A 17,253-nucleotide genomic window follows, 5' to 3' on the forward strand; every position below is an offset into this window, starting at 1 on the left:
CCGGAGGTATTAGTCCTCTTGGACAGACACGCTCTGTGCAACGAACTCCGCCTGACCAAAGATGTTGAGGAACGCGACGCTGGCCGCATCTGCGCCAACACCGATCCGTGCAATGTCTGCGGACGACGCCATGCCCGTCGGATCGACGAGATGCCATGCGCCACCCAGATATACCTCTGCTACCGCATGGAAATCCGGCGGCGTCACGCCCGGTGCATAGACACTGGCAAAGCGCGCGGGGATCGTCGCGGCGCGGGCCAGTGTCACCAGAACATGGGCGTAGTCGCGGCAAATGCCTTGGCGTTGCACGAAACTGTCCAGAGCAGTGGTCTGTGCATTGCTGACGCCCGGTACATATTGAAAGGACCGCTCGATCCAGTCGCGCATCGAAGTGATTTGTGCACCGCCTGAAAGATGGCCGAATTCGGCGGCCACAAAGGTTTGGAACTCATCAGATGGGCAATAGCGCGATGGCATGAGGTAGCGCACAGTTTCGCCCGGCAATTGGTGTGGTGGCGTTGCGGGCAGAGCGCTCAGGTCAGTGACAGGGCGGTCGATCTGGATGTTGGCGCTGTAGTCGCATTGGAACAGTCCATTGGCGCGCAGCCAAATCCGTTGGCCCAGCCCGTCATCGGCGGCGATCCGCGAGATGTTCTCGACCTTGGAAAAATCGATCCGGGTTTGTCTGACGATTTGGTCCACCTGATCTGCGACCTCGATCTGCAAAAGCAGATCTGTGGGCTGGGACAAACGATATTGCAGTTGCACGTCGATACTCAGGATCACGGCGGGCTTTCCAAATTGAAGATGTGGTGACGGGTTGGGCGCGTTTAGTCTGCGATAGCCCGCAACGCAAACACTCTAATCGTTGGATTTATCGCCATGCCGTATGAAGGGCGAATAGCTTGGTTTGTCGGCGCGCAATCGTCCCATGTCATCGAAGTCTTCATCACGATTGAAGGCGAGCAGTGCATGGGAGTCTAACCCTGCGATGACGCTGTGCTGCGCTTTCAGGGTCGCCTCAAGGCGCGTGGTCAATTCTGCCTTGCGGTCGCCGCGGTGATAGCCGTGAACACCATGTACAACGACAGGCTCAAGCACGTCGAACCCCAAGTACCGCAGCGTATAAGCCGTCGGCCAAAGTAGCAGCCGGACGTCGCCTTCCTTGCCGTTGAAAGCGCTTTCGTCCGCTTGCGATCCTGTGGTCACACACATCAAAACGCGCCTTCCTTGAAACAAACCGGTATCGAACCGCTTGTCTACGTCGTGCAATGCTCCGTGCTGGAATGTGCGGTCGAACCATCCCTTGAGAATGGCTGGCGGGGCGAACCACCAGAGCGGAAAATGCAGAACAATGCGGTCGGCTTGTCGGATTTTCTCCACTTCTATCGCCGCATCAATCGGCGTGGTCGCAGCCGTGGCCGCAGCTTCCTGCGCCTTGAGGGGGTCGAACGGTGTACCATCGGGCCAGTCGGTGTAATGCGAAGCCTTCTCCACTGCATCGAACCCCATCTGGCATAGGTCGGATCGCAAAACCGTATCACCTTGCGCGCGCGCAGCCGCTTCGGTCGCGTCGGACCATGCACCATTGAACGAACGCCGTTCGGGATGCGCCAGAACGATCAGAGTTGTTGGCATATGTCGGGCCTTCCAGGGCAGGGCGGTCGCGCCACCGTTTCGCCCAAGACCCTAGCGCAGTTTCTTGAGGATGTTCAAAGAGGCATAGCCATCAGGAATATCGCCAATGGATGTCTGATACGCCCGAACCGCATTGATGGTCAGTGGCCCGATCTTGCCGTCGATCTTTTTGGTGTCGAACCCTTTGGCTGTCAGCAGTCGCTGCATCTCAATGCGTTCGTCAAAGGTCAGCGCGCGATCCTCGCGGGGCCATTCCGATTGGATCGGTCCTGCGCCGATGATGCGGTCACTTAGGTGACCTACCCCGATCACATAGGCGTCCGCGGTGTTGTAGGTCTCGATCACATCGAAATTCTTGAAGATCAGAAAGGCTGCGCCCTTGGCGCCTGCGGGCAACAGGACCGAGGCGGACCCGTGATCCGGCACCGCTTTGCCTTTAAGGCCAACGATCCCCATCTTTGCCCAGTCAGACGGCATCCGCAGAATGTCCCGGTTGGCAAGCGTGTAGTCGAAGCCTTGTGGTATCCGCACCTCAACCCCCCAAGGCGCGCCCTTGACCCAGCCGTTTTTGGAGAGGTAGTTCGCGGTGGAGGCCAGCGCGTCGGCGGGATCGTCTGACCAGATGTCGCGCTTGCCGTCACCGTCGAAATCCACCGCGAGAGATTGGTACGAGGTCGGGATGAACTGCGTGTGTCCCATCGCGCCGGCCCAACTGCCGGTGAAGTTGTTCAGGCTCACGTCGCCGCTCTGCAGAATTTTCAGCGCTTCGACAAGCTGCTGCTCGAAGAAATCGCTGCGCCGTGCATCATAAGCCAACGTGGCAAGCGACCCGATTACGGGGTTCGATCCACGGAAGGTGCCGTAAGCGCTCTCCAACCCCCAGATCGCAACGATCACATCCTTGTCGACGCCGTATCGCGCCTCGATCCGATCCAAAAGCGCGCCATGTTTGCGTAGCGCAGCTTTGCCATTGTTCACCCGCGCATCAGACGCGGCACTGTCAAGATAATCCCAGATTGTCTTGGTGAATTCCGATTGGTTGCGGTCGCGGCGGATGACATCGGCATCGTATTGCACGCCGACAAAAGCGCGGTCAAAAACCTCGGCGGTGATACCCTGCTGCAAGGCACGATTTCTGAAACTTTTGATCCAATCATCGAACCCCGATTGCGTGGCAGTGGGAACCAGCGTTTCGGGCGTAGGTGCCGCAGCTGGGCGAAGGGCAGGACGTAAGGAGTTGCGTGGGGCTGTCAGCGACACAAGTGATACTGCGCTACGGCTGACTTCGGCACCAGCGTTGGAACGGCTAACCGGACGGGTCGGATCATCAACCGTCTGGGCCTGTGCCGTGGACCCTATCATTGCCAGAACCGAGGCGATCACTTGATAACGCATGTTTTTAACCCCTGCTGCTCGTGTCCGTTTGCCGAACTTCGTTCAATCCTAGCGCGACTCGCAGTTTTTGCGAAGGGATCAAAATCGGACCAAGCGGTCTCCTGCCGCTTGGTTCAGGTTTTCAAGATAGGTCTTGAGCAATGGCACACGCCCCGGACGGAAGGATCGATCAGTCGCATTCAATTCCACCATCCGGTCCAACCGGAACGCCCGGTAATCGTCACGCTTCAGACACCATGCCAAGAGGCAATGTGATTGATCGAAGAGCATGATACTCAGCGGTTTGACCTCGCGTTGCGTGGCTGTGCCGTGCTTGTCGGTATAGGAAAAACCGACGATCCGTTCATCCCAACAAGCCTCTCGAAGGACGCCCGAGTCGATCGTGGGCTGAGCAGGTGGGTGGAAACGGTGCGCGACGAGCACTGAGTGGCGCAAGCGATGCGCCTGACTTTCCGGAAGGCGTGCGCGCAGCTTGGTCAACGCGCTTCGGGCGGCTTCGGCCAGTGCCGGGTCGCCAACCGCAGCAACCTCGCGCAGGCCAAGAACGAGGGCTTCCAATTCGTCATCCTTGAAGCCCAGCGGCGGCAAATGCGCGTCCTCGATCAGCGTGTAGCCGAACCCGGCCTCCCCATCGATCACTGCGCCAAGTTCGCGCAGCGTGTCGATGTCCCGGTAGAGCGTTCGCGGGGACACGCCGGTCGCATCAGCCAGCTGCGCCGCTGTCACAGGCGCGGGCAGACTGCGCAAAGCTTGCATCAATTGGAACAGGCGATGGGTGCGGCTCATGTCCTCACCGTTCTACATCTTACTGACAAAAACTGACAGTGTGCCGCGCTACTCTGGATGCAGCACTGATTTGGAGGCACGTATGCTTACACTTATCACCTATCCCAAAGGCTTGAACGAACCCAGCCTCAGCCCGTTCTGCGTCAAGTCCATGATCCAGTTGGACATGTCGGGTGAAGACTGGCGTCCCGAATTCGCAAACACACCCTCAGAGGCCCCGATTGGACGGTTGCCTGCGCTTCGCACACCCGAAGGTCTAATCCCGGAAAGCGGTTTCATTCAGACTTATTTGGAAAAGCGCGGTGCGGATTTCTATCCTGGTCTGTCATCCAAGGACCGCGTTTTGGGTCACGCGATCATTCGAATGGTCGAGGAACATCTGCGCGTCGCTGTTGCGCATGATCGTTGGTTGGACAACCGCTGCTGGGTCAAACTGGTGCCCGTTGCGTTTGGAAGTATTCCGGCACCAATGCGCCCTTTCATCGCCAACATGGTAAGGCGGCAGGTACGGAATGGGCTGAAAGGGCAGGGCTTTGCCCGGATGACCGAAGATCAGCGTATGCAATGCCTGACGCCCGACCTTAATTGCCTGACCGACATGCTTTGGGACAAGCGGTTCCTTTTGGCCGACCATCCCACCGCACCCGACACGATTGCCGTTCCAGTCCTTAGCATGCTTGCTGGTTTGCCCGCCGATACTGCGATCCGGCGGGCGGTGCGAGGGAACGAAACACTGATGGGATATATCCAGCGCGGCCGCTCTGCACTTTATCCTAAATTTACCCGTTCCGCCGCTGCCGCGTGACCTTGCGCTTGGTCTTGGCGTCTTTCTTTTTCGCCCTGGCCGCTTTGCGCTTTGGCCCACCCTTGCCCTTGGGGCGTGTCCCGCGCCCCATTCGGCCTTTGCCAGAGCCTCCCGGGAGTTCTGCGTCCTGAAGTGTCAGCAGCTCCAAAGCGATGCCCCCGGTCACAGGCGCTGCCTCGACCAGTTTGACGGTCACGCGCTGGCCCAGTCCGATCATGACACCGGTGTCAGACCCCATCAGCGTTCCGGCATCGGCGTCGAAATGGAAATATTCGTTGCCCAAGGACCGGATCGGGATCAGCCCATCGGCGCCGGTTTCGTCCAGTTTCACGAACACGCCGAACCGCGCGATGCCACTGATCCGACCTGAGAATTCAGCGCCGATCCGGTCCGACAGAAAGGACGCCAGATACCGGTCGGTGGTGTCGCGTTCCGCCATCATCGACCGGCGTTCCGTGTCGCTGATGTGCTGTGCTGTGGCTTCCAGCCGGTCAACGTCCTCTGGTGACAACCCATCTTTGCCCCAGCCATGCGACTTGATCAGCGCGCGATGCACGATCAGGTCGGAATAGCGCCTGATGGGCGATGTGAAATGCGCGTAGTTCTGCAGCGCGAGGCCGAAATGCCCAAAGTTCTCCGGGTTGTAATAGGCCTGCGTCATCGACCGCAGTGTCGCGAGGTTGATCAGCTCCGCCTCGTCCGAGCCGGCGGCGTCATTCAATAACCGGTTCAACTGCGCCGTCTTGAGCACTTGCCCCTTGGCCAGCGTCAGCCCTGCGGCCTCAGCGGTTTCACGCAACGATTCCAGCTTTTCGGGCGGCGGTTCTTCATGCACTCGGAACAGCAGCGGCGTGCGTTTGGCGATCAGGGTTTCAGCGGCGCAGACATTGGCCAGCACCATGAATTCTTCGATCAGCTTGTGCGCATCCAGCCTGTCGGCGAAATTGACCGACTGCACCGTGCCGTCTTCGGCAAGAATGATTTTGCGTTCCGGCAGATCAAGGTTCAGCGGTTGACGCCGATTGCGGGCTTCGGCCAAAGCCCGGTAGGCGGCATAAAGCGGGCGGATTACGTCTTCTAACAGCGGGGCTGTCTTTTCGTTCGGCGTGCCATCCATCGCCTCTTGCACGGTGCGATAGTCCAGCGACGCAACCGACCGCATCAGCCCGCGCTGAAAGCTGTGGCTGATCTTGGTGCCATGCGCGTCGACCACCATCCGCACCGCCACACAGGCACGCGGCACGCCTTCGTGCAGCGAACACAAATCGCCGGACAGACGATCCGGTAACATCGGCACCACGCGGTCTGGAAAATAACTGGAATTGCCGCGCTTGCGCGCCTCTTGGTCAAGCGCCGATCCCGGCGTTACGTAATGCGACACATCCGCGATGGCGACCCAGATCACATGGCCGCCTTCGTTCTTGGGATCATCGTCAGGGTAGGCGAGGCACGCATCGTCACGGTCGCGGGCATCCACCGGGTCGATTGTGATCAGCGGCATGTCCCGCATGTCGGTGCGATCCGAAAGGCCGGCGGGTTTCATTGCGTCCGCCTCGGCGATCACGTCATCGGGAAAGCTGTCGGGAATGCCGTGCTGGTGAATGGCGATCAACGATACCGCGCGGGGAGCGCTTGGGTCGCCCAGCCGTTCAATGATCCGGGCACGTGGCAGGCCCATGCGCCCGGCGGGTCCGGCCTGTTCCGCCTCGACCAATTCGCCATCCTTAGCGCCGCCGGTGGCATCTGGGGCGACCATCCATTCCTTGTCCGACCCTTTGTCGATCGCTTTGATCCGCCCGCCTTCCGAGGATTTGGCAAAGATACCCACCACCTTGCGCGGGTTGGTCCCGATGCGCCGGATCAGTCGTGCCTCGTAATTGTGGTCTTCCTCATGCACGACCTGTAGACGCGCAAGGATGCGGTCGCCTTCGCCCAAAGCGGGATCAGAGGCGCGCGGGATCACGAGGATGATCGGCTCCACACCTTCACCATGCCACTCCAGCGCGCGTGCGAACAGGTCTCCATCCGGCGTCGGTGCCTTCACTTGCAACACGCTCACGGGCGGCAAACGATCCGGGTCACGGTACGTCTTCTTGCGCTTCTCAAGATGACCTTCGGCCTCCAGCTCTTTCAGCAGGCGCTTGAGGTCAATCCGCGCAGCACCTTTGATGCCAAAAGCCTTGGCAATGTCGCGTTTCGCGGTGAGTGTCGGGTTGGCGGCGATCCACTCAAGGATGTCCGCCTTTGTCGGCAATTTGCTCATACATCTCAGGTAGCACGCGGGATGTGGCGCGTCATGGCGAAAGTCGCGTCAGGTGTCGAAGCGCAGCTCCATCATGCGATGGTCGATTCCGGCATCATCGAAAACGTCGCCATAGGCGGCAAAGCCCAGCTTTTCGTAGAACCCCAAAGCGTCGATCTGCGCGCCAAGGGCAGCACGGGTGATGCCGGGCGTGTCGCGCAGAACGCCTAACGTCTCGCGCATCAGGGCCGACCCAATCCCGTTGTCGCGCAACTCACGCAGAACGCAGACGCGACCGATCTTGCCAGTGTCGCCTTTCACCACGATCCGAGCTGCGCCAACTGGCGAGCCGTTGTCTGTCGCAAGCAAGTGGATCGCAGTGGCGTCAAGTTCGTCACGCTCCAATTCGACAGGAACGTTCTGCTCTTCGACGAAAACCGTATACCGGATCGCATAGCAATCGGTCGGATTCGCGACCTTTGAGACGGTCACGGTCATTGCGCGAAATAATCCTGAAGGATACGGGTGTAGATCGCCTTGAGCTGTACGATCTGCGCGACCTCGACCCGTTCATCAACCGCGTGCATCGTCTTGCCCACAAGGCCGAATTCCACAACCGGGCAATGGGACTTCACAAACCGCGCATCCGACGTGCCGCCGGTTGTCGACAGTTCCGGAGTCACGCCAGTTTCTGTCTCTACAGCCTTGGCCACCAGATCCGACAGCGGCCCCGGTGGGGTCAGGAACGCCTCACCCGAAATCTTGATTTTAACGTCGGTCTTTGTGCCGAACTCTGCATCCACCTTGGCCGCCTCGTCGCGCAGCCAGTAGGACAGACCTTCGCCGGTATGAATATCGTTAAAACGAATGTTGATGCAGGCACGTGTCTCGGCGGGGATCACATTGGTCGCGGCATTTCCGGTGTCGATGGTCATGACCGCCAAAGTCGAGGCATCGAAATGGTCAGTGCCCTGATCCAATTCGTGCGAGGCCAGACAGTCCATCAGCCGCGCCATTGCGGGCATTGGGTTAAGCGCACGGTGGGGATAGGCGGAATGGCCCTGTATGCCAGTCACCGTGAACCACGCGTTCATTGACCCGCGCCGCCCAATCTTCATCATCTGGCCCATGTGATCCGGGCTGGTGGGTTCTCCGACAAGACAGACGCTCATCTGCTCGTCGTGGGTTTCCATCCAATCCAGCAGCGCCATCGTCCCATCAATCGCATCGCCTTCTTCGTCGCCGGTGATGGTCAGGATCACTGCGCCATCGGGTGGCGCATCCTGCACGAAATCCACCGCAGCAGCGGCAAAGGCGGCGACACCCGATTTCATGTCGGTCGATCCGCGTCCGTACATCATGCCGTCTTTGGTCTCGGCGCCGAAGGGCGGCATCGTCCATGCGTCAGGATTGCCCAGCGGCACGACATCCGTATGGCCGTTGAATCCGAAAGTTCGCGCATGACCCTTGTCACCCCAGCGCGCAAACAAGTTGGAGACACCACCGCGATCAACGCGGGTGCAGGTGAACCCGGCGCTCTCCAGCAGGTTTTGCAGCAAGACCAGCGCGCCGCCTTCCTCTGGGGTAACCGAGGGGCAACGCACAAGCGCAGCGGTCAGGTCTACAGGATTGGTCTCGGTCATTGGCTCGGTCCCTTGTTCCGTCTTGCGCCTTGGCTATCGCCTCTGGTCGGCAGAGGCAAATGTGGCGAAAAGGACTCATTCGGCCAATATCCTTTCGATACCAATGCTATCGAAAGGATGACACGCGCACCATTTATGCTAACTTCCTATCAATAAGAATAAAATGGCTCGAGGCGGAGCAGTATTCAGTCAGTGGTTCGGCACGGTGAAAACACCGGCCGTGGTTTGTCCGCGTCTGAAAAGATGCCTTGGGCCTCGTCGAGGCAAAGATGGCAACAGGCGCGGAGCTTTCCTACACTACCGGTGCAAGCGCGGTGGCGATGGCCAATGCGATCTTTGGCACTGGCGTCACCGTGGTGAACGCCAGCTATTCGGGCGACAGCCGGTCATCTGCGATCTACGGCGGCGGTGATGCGCTTGCTCCTGGGGTGACCCCTTCGGATACCGGGGTGATCCTTTCGACCGGGCAAGTCAGGGCTTTTACGCAAAGCAGTGGTGATCCCAACCGCAGCGCTTCGACGACAACCGGAAGCGGGGGCCAGAACAACAACCCCGATTTCAATGCGGCCGCCGGCGCGAACACATACGATGCCAGTTACCTTGATATCGACTTCATTCCAGAGAACGACGTGATGACGATGCGGTTTGTGTTCTCATCCGAGGAATACCCGGAGTTCACGAACTCCATCTATCAGGATTTCGTCGGTGTCTGGATCAACGGTCAGCAGGTCGACATCGTGGCCGGTGACGGTGACGTCGACCCCGCAAACCTCAATACGACCGCCAACATCAACCTGTTCAAGGACAACACAGGAGACGACTACAACACCGAGATGGATGGGTTCACCGTAACTCTGACAATGACCATGTTGGTCAATCCGGACGAAGTGAACTCTATCCGGATCGGTATCGCCGATGTTGCGGACTCGAACTACGATTCCAATCTGCTGATCGCCGGAGACTCGATCCAGACCGAACTCGTCGCAAGGTCCGATATCGTCAGCATGTATACGAACCGGACAAAGGTGTTGGACGTTCTCGACAACGACATCAACCTGACCGGAGGGGTGATGTTCATCACCCATATCAACGGCATCGCCGTCAGCGCGGGTGACAGCGTCACGCTGGGCACTGGTCAGGTGGTCACGTTGAATGCCGACGGCACGCTGTCGGTGACGTCGGATGGTGATTTCGAGACTGTCAATTTCACCTATGGAATCGAAAGTACCAACGGCGAGATCGACACAGGGTTTGTCACCATCGCCACGGTGCCCTGTTTCGTCGCCGGCACCCTGATCGAAACGAGGAATGGCCCGCGTCGTGTGGAGGATCTTGTTCCGGGAGATCTGGTTTGGACGCTGGATCACGGTGCGCAGCCCTTGCGCTGGATCGGTCAGCGCACTGTTGCTGCCATTGGCACGTATGCGCCGGTCCGCGTGGCGGCGAAGACCTTTGGAAACCACGGGTCGCTTATGTTGTCGCCGCAGCACCGCATCCTAGTGCGTGACCCGCTGGCCGATCTCGTTTTCGGCACGCCCGAGGTTCTGGTGGCGGCCAAGCATCTTGTCAACGGGCGCAACGTGCAGATTGTCGAAGGTGGCATGGTCACCTATGTGCACCTGCTGTTCGATCAGCACGAAATCATCTTGTCGAATGGGTTGGCGACCGAAAGCTTCCTGCCGGGCCCGCAAACACTGGACGCATTCGAAAACACCATCATCGAAGAGATCATTGGTCTTTTCCCCGAACTCGATCCCGAAACCGGCGAAGGATACGGCGCTGCGGCGCGTCAGATCCTCAAGAAGCACGAAGCGCAAATGCTTTTTGGGGCCGCGGCATGACTTGGTTTGCTCTGTTCGATGGCGAACAGCGATCCCCTTGGGTCCGTAGCGAGGTCAGGGACATTCTCGATCTCCGCCCACGCGCCTGTGTGCCGCGCGGATCGGTCGTTCTGGAAACCCGCTTGTCCCCGGATGGTCGCCCGCAGACATTGCTTAGTTACAAGCGCGAAGGCACGTCTGTGTCGAGTTTTTCGCTGATGTCGACGCCGCATGGCAGCCTTGTTCTGGTGATCGCCCAAGGTGAAGATGTGGTTCACGAGGTGGTAGAGCGCGGGCGCGAGGCGCGTACGGACACGTTGCAGGTCACGATCAGTTGGGATGTGCACAAGCAGTTGGGTCGGCTTGTCGTGGCGCGCCCCGAAACCGAACATGTTCTCATCCGTCATTTTGCCATCAAACGCGCGCCACTTCTGTCCGATCTTGTTGCTCTGGCCTGTCCCAAGGGGCTGACCGAGATCGATCCTGACGTCATCTTCGTCGCCCTCTCGACCGAGATCGAACCAGTCGGACCAATGCCAACTCTGTCCCCGTCAGTTCCCATCGAAACCGCGCATGGGCTTAGTCTGGCAATGACCTTGAAACAGGGCGACGTGGTGCGCGCGGCGGATGGCAAACTTGTCCCGGTATTGCATGCCGTGTCCCGGTCGGTGCCCGCGCTGGGATCGTTCCGTCCAGTGCGTCTGCGCGCGCCCTATTTCGGCCTGACACAGGATGTGGTGGTATCGCGGAACCAGCGTTTGTTGGTCAGCGGGCCTGAGGTCGAATATCTGTTCGGACGCGAAGAGGTGCTGATCCCGGCGTCGGCTTTGGTCAATGGCTACGCTGGCCACTTTGAACCCGCGCCTCGATTTGTCACGTATCACCAAGTGCTCTTGCCGCATCATGATGCGGTGCGTATCCCGGACGCTGCACTGGAGACGCTCTACATTGGACGGATGCGGCGCGACAAGACACTGCTCTCGTCATCAGTGCTCAGCGATCTGCCACGCGCACTTTTGCCGGAACATCACCGGGCCGGGTATCAGGTTCTGCGCGCCTTCGAGGCCATCACTTTGGCCGAGGCGCGGGCGGCTTAACCTTTGTCGGCGTCGCCGAAAAACGGTGTGACCTGTGCCACGATCACAGAGTTCTCGTCCAACGCTTGTTGCATCAGCTCGATTTCGTCAGGCTCGATCTCGTGACCCTGTTCCTTGCGATCTTCCAACGTCCCGTAGCCCGTCACATCCAGTGGCGCCATGTCCGCCTGTTTCAGGATCGCCACGGTTTCGCGGACCGCTTCGGCCTCGTCAACGCCGGACGCATAGCACATCAGTGCCGCCCCGGTGGCCCCTTTCGGAAGGCCGTCGCCAGACTTGCGTCCGACCTCGACCACGAGGGTATAGACCGAATGCGGCTTCTTTGGCTTCTTGGGTGTGTCGCTCATGCTTGACCTGTGTGATGCGATGCGTCCCGCATGTGCCACGAAACCCATCGCGCGTCGAGGGTTGTTGCCGCGCTCGCGATGGTCTTACTGTCGAGAAAACAAGGAGACGCTTTATGAAATCCGTCAAAGACATGGTGGCAGCCGCAAACGAGGTGGTCGATCACGCACCTGCATCCGAACTGATGGACCTGCATGGTCAGGATGGCGTGACCTTTGTCGATCTGCGTGATCCGCGTGAGTTAGAGCGCGAGGGCATGATCCCGGGCGCGTTTCACTGCCCGCGTGGGATGCTGGAATTCTGGATCGACCCGGACAGCCCCTATGCCAAACCGCAGTTTCAAACCGGAAATCGGTTCGTGTTCTACTGCGCCTCGGGTTGGCGGTCGGCGCTGTCTGCTCAGATCGCACAAGATATGGGGTTGGAGAATGTCAGCCACATCACCGACGGGTTTGGTGGCTGGAAAAAGGCGGGCGGCCCCATTGGTGAGAAGCCCGCCAAGAAAGCGTAGGGTACGTGGTCACACGTACCGCCGATATCAATCGCGCAGCAGCTCGTTGATGCCGGTCTTGGAGCGTGTCCGCTCGTCCACGCGCTTTACGATCACGGCGCAGTAAAGGTTGATGCCGTTCTTTGACGGCATCGACCCTGCAACCACCACCGAATAGGGCGGTACTTCACCATACATCACTTCGCCGGTTTCCCGGTCGACGATCTTGGTCGACTGGCCGATGAACACACCCATACCCAAAACCGAACCTTCGCGTACGATGCAGCCTTCCACCACTTCAGAGCGGGCGCCGATAAAGCAGTTGTCTTCGATGATGGTCGGCCCCGCCTGCATCGGCTCAAGCACGCCGCCAATGCCGACGCCGCCTGACAGGTGAACGTTCTTGCCGATCTGCGCGCACGACCCGACGGTTGCCCAGGTGTCGACCATCGTGCCTTCGTCGACATAAGCACCAAGGTTCACGAAAGACGGCATCAACACCACGCCCGGCGCGATGAATGCCGATTTGCGGACCACACAGTTCGGCACCGCACGGAAGCCTGCAGCGCGCCACTGGTTGTCGCCCCAGCCCTTGAACTTGCTGTCGACCTTGTCCCACCAGCTGCCGCCTTGCGGACCGTTGTCGTGCTGTTCCATGTCCTTGATACGGAAGCCCAGAAGCACGGCTTTCTTGGCCCACTGGTTGACGTGCCAGCTGCCGTCATCCTGCTTTTCTGCAACCCGCAGAGACCCGCTGTCCAGAGCGTTCAGCGTAGCCTCGATGGCCTCTCGGGTTTCCCCACCCGTCGACGGTGTAATCGTATCGCGCGCGTCCCACGCGGCTTCGATGGCTGCTTCAAGCTGTGCGTTGGACATGGATGCGCTCCTCACGTCGTTATCCCCAAAATCGCTTTGCCTATAAGCTGCGGGACGCAAAGGCGCAACGCATGAGGTTAGCCGGATGTTCAAAGCAGGTGCAGCGTTCAACCAAACGTTGGATCTGGTGCAACGTTCCCGCCACAGACAAGTACTGCCACGCGTTCGCCGGGGGCCGGTACGTAAGCGCCTGACATCAGCGCGGCGAGGGCAGTGGCCCTGGCAGGTTCCACCAATTGCCGATGCGCTTGCCACAAAGCCGCTTGCGCTTCGATGATGGCACCGTCTGACACGAGGACACTTTGCACATCCAGCGATGTGGCCAGATCAAAGCAGATTTGGCCAATCCGCCGTGCACCCAGCGCGTTTGCTGCCACACCGGACACCGGCACATCTACGGGCGCACTGGCGTCCAGCGCTGAATGCAGAGCGCATGAGGTCATCGGTTCAACCGCCACCACCTTGCGACGGTCACCCAGCCAGGCCAATGCGCCAGCGATCAGGCCACCACCGCCCACTGCGATCAACACCGTGTCTGCGTCGAGCCCTTGCTGTTCCCACTCCAGCATCGCTGTGCCTTGACCGGAGACAGTCAGGGGCGCGTCATAGGCGTGGATTTGCATCGCGCCACTTTCCGAAGCCTCACGCTCGGCCAGTTCCAACGCGTTGGCATATTCGCCGGGCACCACGGTCAGCTCTGCTCCGGTGCGTTTGATCAGCTCGATCTTGGACGGCCCGGCGATTTCGGGGACGAAAATCCGCGCGCGATGCCCAAGTTTCTGTGCCGCATATGCCACCGCTGCCCCATGGTTACCGCCCGAAGCCGCGACGACCCCGGCTTCGGGCACGTCCAATGCCAGCAGCGTATTAAAGGCGCCGCGTGTCTTGAAGCTACCGGTATGCTGCATCTGCTCCAGTTTGAGCGCGATATCCTGACCAAACGCGCGGCTTTGCAGCGTCGGTGTCTCAACGATGTGTCCGGCGACCCGCTGTTGCGCCGCCATGATCTCGGTTTGCCATTCCATCGCTTCGCCTCTCTGGTCACTTTGGCCTGGACGCTATAGGTCTGAGGAAAGGCGAACAAGGAACCGATGCTCATGAAAGACCAACGCAACAGCCCGTTCCGTGATGCTGGCCTTGACCGTAGCACCGCAAGCCATGTTCCGGACACAGCGCAGACGCGCTCGCCAGCGTATCGGCTTGCCTTTGCCGACGATGATTTCCTGTGTCGCGAAGAATTGCGCCCGGTTCGTCTGCAACTCGAATTGCTCAAACCACAGCTCATGCTGGATGAACACCAAATCGAAAGCACCATCGTTTTGTTCGGTGGTGCGCGCATTCCGCGCCCGTCCGAGGCGGACAAGGCGCGCACCAAGACACTGGCCGATCTCGCGCATTTTTACGACGAGGCTCGCAACTTTGCCCGTCTGATGACTCGCAAGTCCATTGACAGCAGTAACCGCGAATTCGTGGTGGTCACGGGGGGTGGTCCCGGTGTGATGGAGGCGGGAAATCGCGGTGCTGCCGATGAGGGCGGCAAATCCATCGGTTTGAATATCGTGCTGCCACACGAACAAGCCCCGAACGAATACGTCACGCCCGAGCTGTGCTTCAACTTCCACTATTTCGCGATCCGCAAGATGCACTTCCTGATGCGCGCCCGCGCGATCTGCGTGTTCCCCGGCGGCTTCGGCACGCTGGACGAGATGTTCGAGTCCCTGACCCTGATCCAGACAGGCCGCATGCAGCGCGTGCCATTTCTGCTTTTTGGGCGTGCGTTCTGGGAAAAGATCATCAACTGGGACGCGCTTGCTGATGCCGGGACAATCAGCCCCGAGGATCTTGACCTATTCCGCTTTGTCGAAACCGCCGAAGAGGCGGCCGAGATCATCGAGAATTGGGATCCTGCGCCGCCGCGGTCGGATATTCCGGGACGCTGACCCTTTTCATTCCGGGAGGCTTCGAAAACAGCCGGAACCCGACCCGTTCCCAAAGCAGTGTCCAGACGCGCTGATCGGTGAAATAGTGGCTGTGCCCACCATGACCGACACAAAGGTCATTGCCCGGCGGGATGCCCGTCGTACCAATCGTCTGACCGACATAATCCTTGGTGCGGTACAAATTGTGCCAGGTCATGTCCGATGAGATTTGCGCGACAGTCAGGGGATAGTTTTCGGGAAAGTACTCTTCGTAGATATGCGAAATCGGTGATCCCATCGTGATCAGGTGAATGCGGCTCGGCAGTGTCGGATCGAAGGCCCGCAACTCCGGCATCAACCGTTGCAGAGATCGTGCGGCGACCACCGTTCCCTGTGAATGGCTGATCACCGTAATTCGATCCGGCTCAAGCGCGTTCAGCATGAACCAGAACACTCGGTCGAACCGCGCCTCAATCAAAGCGCGCCGTGGGTAGTTCCCCTCGCGCTGGCCGGGCGCGGCAGTCCATTTGCACTCAGCCCGGACAAGATAGACAATTACGTCCCGCGCAACGCCCAATGCCGCCGCAACGGTTTCGTTGAAATTGTAGATCAGCAGCGCCACACCGAGGGCGATGGTGATGGACAGCGTTCTGAACGGTGCAAATGGATTGGCGTCCAGCGAATTTCCCGTGATATCACCGCCAAGGATCAGGATCAGGACAAGCGCCACAGGAAAAACCACGAGGATTGCGCGCACCCAGACATTCACGATCACCCGCGCGCCTACAGCATAGGCCAGCACCGCCGCTGCAAGGGTCAGCAACATGAACGCCACCGAAATTGCGAGCGTTCCCAAAGCCTGTTCCATGTGCAGGCACAAAAGGCCAAAGGCGGTTTGTCCTCCGCTTGTCATCCGGGCAAGAGAGGAAGCATCGCCAAGTGATGCCACCAGCGCAGCGCAAGTGTTATTTGTTCCGCTAAGCTGGCCAAGAAGCTGTTGCAGCACCAGCCAGAAGCCCGTCGTGAACACCGACCAAAACATCAGCATCGCGCCACAGATCGACGGGTAGATGATGCGCTTGGGTGTGTCCCTGAACCCAACCAGAGACACCACGACCACCAGTGCCGCAAATACCCAAAGCAGCCCCATCGCAAAAATGTTCACCTCGATGAAACAGGACAGGCTGTCGATTCCGAATTTCTGTGCCAGAGGTAGCGCATCGCCGTTTGTATCGGTCAGCGCCACGAAAGCCGCGCAGCCTTTGCTTTGCGCTGTCACAGTCCCGGGCAGGGCCGCGAAAATCGACTGGAATCTTGTAAGCACCATTTCGGGCGCAAATACACTCAGCGCCAGCAGCAGCGTCGTTAGCCAGGACCAGACCAGCACGCCCCGACGAAAGACTGTGAGCAGAAACCGGGGTGTCTTGGTCCCTTGGTGCTTCAGATAGGCCCAAAGCCCAACACCCAGCCCAACATTCACCACCAGAACCGAAAGGTAGCTGACGCCGGGTAGGTAATCATTCCCGAGGATAAGGACCGTTCCGATCAACAGCATTGCGTTGATCACAGCGATCCCGCCGTAAAAGACCCAGTTGAACAGATGCACCAAACCCCGGTCGAACAAAGAGCTCTTGGTGTTCTCGACATTGTCCATCGCGACATAGCCCAGGCCGAGAATCAGCTTCAGGAGATCGAGAATCGTTGCGACTGCCCCCTTCGGCGCGGGGGACAGATCGGACCAGTGGACCTCGGCGAAGACGGCGCGCTGTTGACCTTCCCCTGCGGGTTCCAACGTGTGGGTGTGGCAGTCGAAAACTGGCTGAACCGGGTCGTCGCCGGTCTGGGTGAAGTCTTCTTCCGTGAGTGTAAGGTGCGAGGATTGCACCGATATTGGGGCGTCGGCCAGATCCGAGGCAGGGCGTGACGGGTGCCGGGCGACCGCGCCGGCAACAACTTGATCGACGGTTTCCCCACAGGATTGTTCGCCGATCCCGTGAACCACGAGAATAAGATGCGTTTCTGAATGTGACATGTGACCAAAAAGGGGTTCGTGCTTAAATGCCACTCAGCGTACGCCTCAGGCTGAAATCCAGCAAGAAATTTCGAAAAAGCATCCTTGGCGCGCCTGAACGGCTGTGGCAATCGTCTGTAAACGCATGCGCAAAGACCTGCGGCAATCGCGGTGAGCAACACCCTT

At 59.3% G+C, this 17,253-nt stretch carries 16 protein-coding genes; 5 read left to right on the top strand and 11 right to left on the bottom strand.

The window, feature by feature from the left end; translation table 11 throughout:
- Window positions 1-9: 9 nt before the first annotated feature.
- From MCRY_RS12295 to MCRY_RS12310, 4 genes are all read right to left on the bottom strand, one after another.
- The gene (locus tag MCRY_RS12295; RefSeq protein ID WP_085630282.1) at window positions 10-786 is read right to left on the bottom strand and encodes a transglutaminase-like domain-containing protein; all 777 of its coding nucleotides are present in this window, start codon (window positions 784-786) and stop codon (window positions 10-12) included.
- Between the two features lie 75 nt (window positions 787-861).
- On the bottom strand, window positions 862-1,638 hold the full coding sequence (locus tag MCRY_RS12300; protein ID WP_085630284.1) for an NAD(P)H-dependent oxidoreductase: 777 nt from the start codon (window positions 1,636-1,638) through the stop codon (window positions 862-864).
- A 51-nt stretch (window positions 1,639-1,689) separates the two neighbouring features.
- Entirely contained in the window at window positions 1,690-3,033 is a 1,344-nt protein-coding gene (locus tag MCRY_RS12305; RefSeq protein WP_085630286.1) for a lytic murein transglycosylase, read from the bottom strand.
- Between the two features lie 78 nt (window positions 3,034-3,111).
- On the bottom strand, window positions 3,112-3,819 hold the full coding sequence (locus MCRY_RS12310; RefSeq protein WP_085630288.1) for a helix-turn-helix transcriptional regulator: 708 nt from the start codon (window positions 3,817-3,819) through the stop codon (window positions 3,112-3,114).
- An 82-nt stretch (window positions 3,820-3,901) separates the two neighbouring features.
- Here MCRY_RS12310 and MCRY_RS12315 point away from each other — a divergent pair, with 82 nt between their 5' ends.
- Entirely contained in the window at window positions 3,902-4,624 is a 723-nt protein-coding gene (locus MCRY_RS12315) for a glutathione S-transferase family protein (protein ID WP_171046209.1), read from the top strand.
- Here the strand turns inward: MCRY_RS12315 and rnr are convergent.
- The 3 genes from rnr to dapE are packed head-to-tail and all read right to left on the bottom strand — an operon-like array spanning window position 4,599 to window position 8,509.
- Window positions 4,599-6,887 (bottom strand): ribonuclease R, encoded by a 2,289-nt coding sequence (rnr, locus tag MCRY_RS12320; RefSeq protein ID WP_085630292.1) that lies wholly within the window; start codon window positions 6,885-6,887, stop codon window positions 4,599-4,601. The two genes, MCRY_RS12315 and rnr, sit on opposite strands and share 26 nt — an antisense overlap.
- A gap of 48 nt (window positions 6,888-6,935) precedes the next feature.
- A complete protein-coding gene (locus tag MCRY_RS12325; protein WP_085630294.1) occupies window positions 6,936-7,364 on the bottom strand; it encodes a GNAT family N-acetyltransferase in 429 nt (142 codons plus the stop codon).
- Window positions 7,361-8,509, bottom strand: a complete 1,149-nt coding sequence (gene dapE / locus MCRY_RS12330; protein WP_085630296.1) for a succinyl-diaminopimelate desuccinylase — start codon at window positions 8,507-8,509, stop codon at window positions 7,361-7,363. Before dapE ends, MCRY_RS12325 begins: the two co-directional genes overlap by 4 nt.
- 269 nt (window positions 8,510-8,778) lie before the next feature.
- Here dapE and MCRY_RS12335 point away from each other — a divergent pair, with 269 nt between their 5' ends.
- Window positions 8,779-10,350 (top strand): Hint domain-containing protein, encoded by a 1,572-nt coding sequence (locus tag MCRY_RS12335; RefSeq protein ID WP_085630557.1) that lies wholly within the window; start codon window positions 8,779-8,781, stop codon window positions 10,348-10,350.
- On the top strand, window positions 10,347-11,426 hold the full coding sequence (locus MCRY_RS12340; RefSeq protein ID WP_085630297.1) for a Hint domain-containing protein: 1,080 nt from the start codon (window positions 10,347-10,349) through the stop codon (window positions 11,424-11,426). The genes MCRY_RS12335 and MCRY_RS12340 overlap by 4 nt, the downstream gene beginning before the upstream one ends.
- On the opposite strand, the gene MCRY_RS12345 is transcribed toward MCRY_RS12340, so the two are convergent.
- Complete coding sequence (locus MCRY_RS12345; RefSeq protein WP_085630299.1) at window positions 11,423-11,773, bottom strand: hypothetical protein; 351 nt, start codon at window positions 11,771-11,773, stop codon at window positions 11,423-11,425. The two genes, MCRY_RS12340 and MCRY_RS12345, sit on opposite strands and share 4 nt — an antisense overlap.
- Before the next feature lie 113 nt (window positions 11,774-11,886).
- Here MCRY_RS12345 and MCRY_RS12350 point away from each other — a divergent pair, with 113 nt between their 5' ends.
- Window positions 11,887-12,282: a rhodanese-like domain-containing protein gene (locus MCRY_RS12350; RefSeq protein WP_085630301.1), complete on the top strand. Its 396-nt coding sequence runs from the start codon at window positions 11,887-11,889 to the stop codon at window positions 12,280-12,282.
- A 27-nt stretch (window positions 12,283-12,309) separates the two neighbouring features.
- Here MCRY_RS12350 and dapD read toward each other — a convergent pair whose 3' ends face one another.
- Together dapD and MCRY_RS12360 are read right to left on the bottom strand one after the other, a co-directional pair.
- Complete coding sequence (gene dapD, locus MCRY_RS12355; RefSeq protein WP_085630303.1) at window positions 12,310-13,137, bottom strand: 2,3,4,5-tetrahydropyridine-2,6-dicarboxylate N-succinyltransferase; 828 nt, start codon at window positions 13,135-13,137, stop codon at window positions 12,310-12,312.
- A gap of 107 nt (window positions 13,138-13,244) precedes the next feature.
- A complete protein-coding gene (locus MCRY_RS12360) occupies window positions 13,245-14,162 on the bottom strand; it encodes a threonine/serine dehydratase (protein ID WP_085630305.1) in 918 nt (305 codons plus the stop codon).
- A 72-nt stretch (window positions 14,163-14,234) separates the two neighbouring features.
- Here MCRY_RS12360 and MCRY_RS12365 point away from each other — a divergent pair, with 72 nt between their 5' ends.
- A complete protein-coding gene (locus MCRY_RS12365) occupies window positions 14,235-15,077 on the top strand; it encodes an LOG family protein (RefSeq protein ID WP_085630559.1) in 843 nt (280 codons plus the stop codon).
- Here MCRY_RS12365 and MCRY_RS12370 read toward each other — a convergent pair.
- The gene (locus MCRY_RS12370; protein ID WP_085630307.1) at window positions 15,025-17,088 is read right to left on the bottom strand and encodes a hypothetical protein; all 2,064 of its coding nucleotides are present in this window, start codon (window positions 17,086-17,088) and stop codon (window positions 15,025-15,027) included. The two genes, MCRY_RS12365 and MCRY_RS12370, sit on opposite strands and share 53 nt — an antisense overlap.
- Window positions 17,089-17,253: the final 165 nt, after the last annotated feature.

The sequence above is a fragment of the Marivita cryptomonadis genome (assembly GCF_002115725.1).
Taxonomy (GTDB): Bacteria; Pseudomonadota; Alphaproteobacteria; order Rhodobacterales; family Rhodobacteraceae; genus Marivita; species Marivita cryptomonadis.

Excerpts from the sequence above, each read along its gene's own strand:
- dapD (WP_085630303.1), bottom strand. The coding sequence starts at position 13,137 with ATGTCCAACGCACAGCTTGAAGCAGCCATCGAAGCCGCGTGGGACGCG.
- MCRY_RS12370 (WP_085630307.1), bottom strand. The coding sequence starts at position 17,088 with ATGTCACATTCAGAAACGCATCTTATTCTCGTGGTTCACGGGATCGGC.
- MCRY_RS12335 (WP_085630557.1), top strand. The coding sequence starts at position 8,779 with ATGGCAACAGGCGCGGAGCTTTCCTACACTACCGGTGCAAGCGCGGTG.
- MCRY_RS12350 (WP_085630301.1), top strand. The coding sequence starts at position 11,887 with ATGAAATCCGTCAAAGACATGGTGGCAGCCGCAAACGAGGTGGTCGAT.
- MCRY_RS12315 (WP_171046209.1), top strand. The coding sequence starts at position 3,902 with ATGCTTACACTTATCACCTATCCCAAAGGCTTGAACGAACCCAGCCTC.
- MCRY_RS12340 (WP_085630297.1), top strand. The coding sequence starts at position 10,347 with ATGACTTGGTTTGCTCTGTTCGATGGCGAACAGCGATCCCCTTGGGTC.
- rnr (WP_085630292.1), bottom strand. The coding sequence starts at position 6,887 with ATGAGCAAATTGCCGACAAAGGCGGACATCCTTGAGTGGATCGCCGCC.
- MCRY_RS12305 (WP_085630286.1), bottom strand. The coding sequence starts at position 3,033 with ATGCGTTATCAAGTGATCGCCTCGGTTCTGGCAATGATAGGGTCCACG.
- dapE (WP_085630296.1), bottom strand. The coding sequence starts at position 8,509 with ATGACCGAGACCAATCCTGTAGACCTGACCGCTGCGCTTGTGCGTTGC.
- MCRY_RS12325 (WP_085630294.1), bottom strand. The coding sequence starts at position 7,364 with ATGACCGTGACCGTCTCAAAGGTCGCGAATCCGACCGATTGCTATGCG.
- MCRY_RS12365 (WP_085630559.1), top strand. The coding sequence starts at position 14,235 with ATGAAAGACCAACGCAACAGCCCGTTCCGTGATGCTGGCCTTGACCGT.
- MCRY_RS12310 (WP_085630288.1), bottom strand. The coding sequence starts at position 3,819 with ATGAGCCGCACCCATCGCCTGTTCCAATTGATGCAAGCTTTGCGCAGT.
- MCRY_RS12345 (WP_085630299.1), bottom strand. The coding sequence starts at position 11,773 with ATGAGCGACACACCCAAGAAGCCAAAGAAGCCGCATTCGGTCTATACC.
- MCRY_RS12360 (WP_085630305.1), bottom strand. The coding sequence starts at position 14,162 with ATGGAATGGCAAACCGAGATCATGGCGGCGCAACAGCGGGTCGCCGGA.
- MCRY_RS12300 (WP_085630284.1), bottom strand. The coding sequence starts at position 1,638 with ATGCCAACAACTCTGATCGTTCTGGCGCATCCCGAACGGCGTTCGTTC.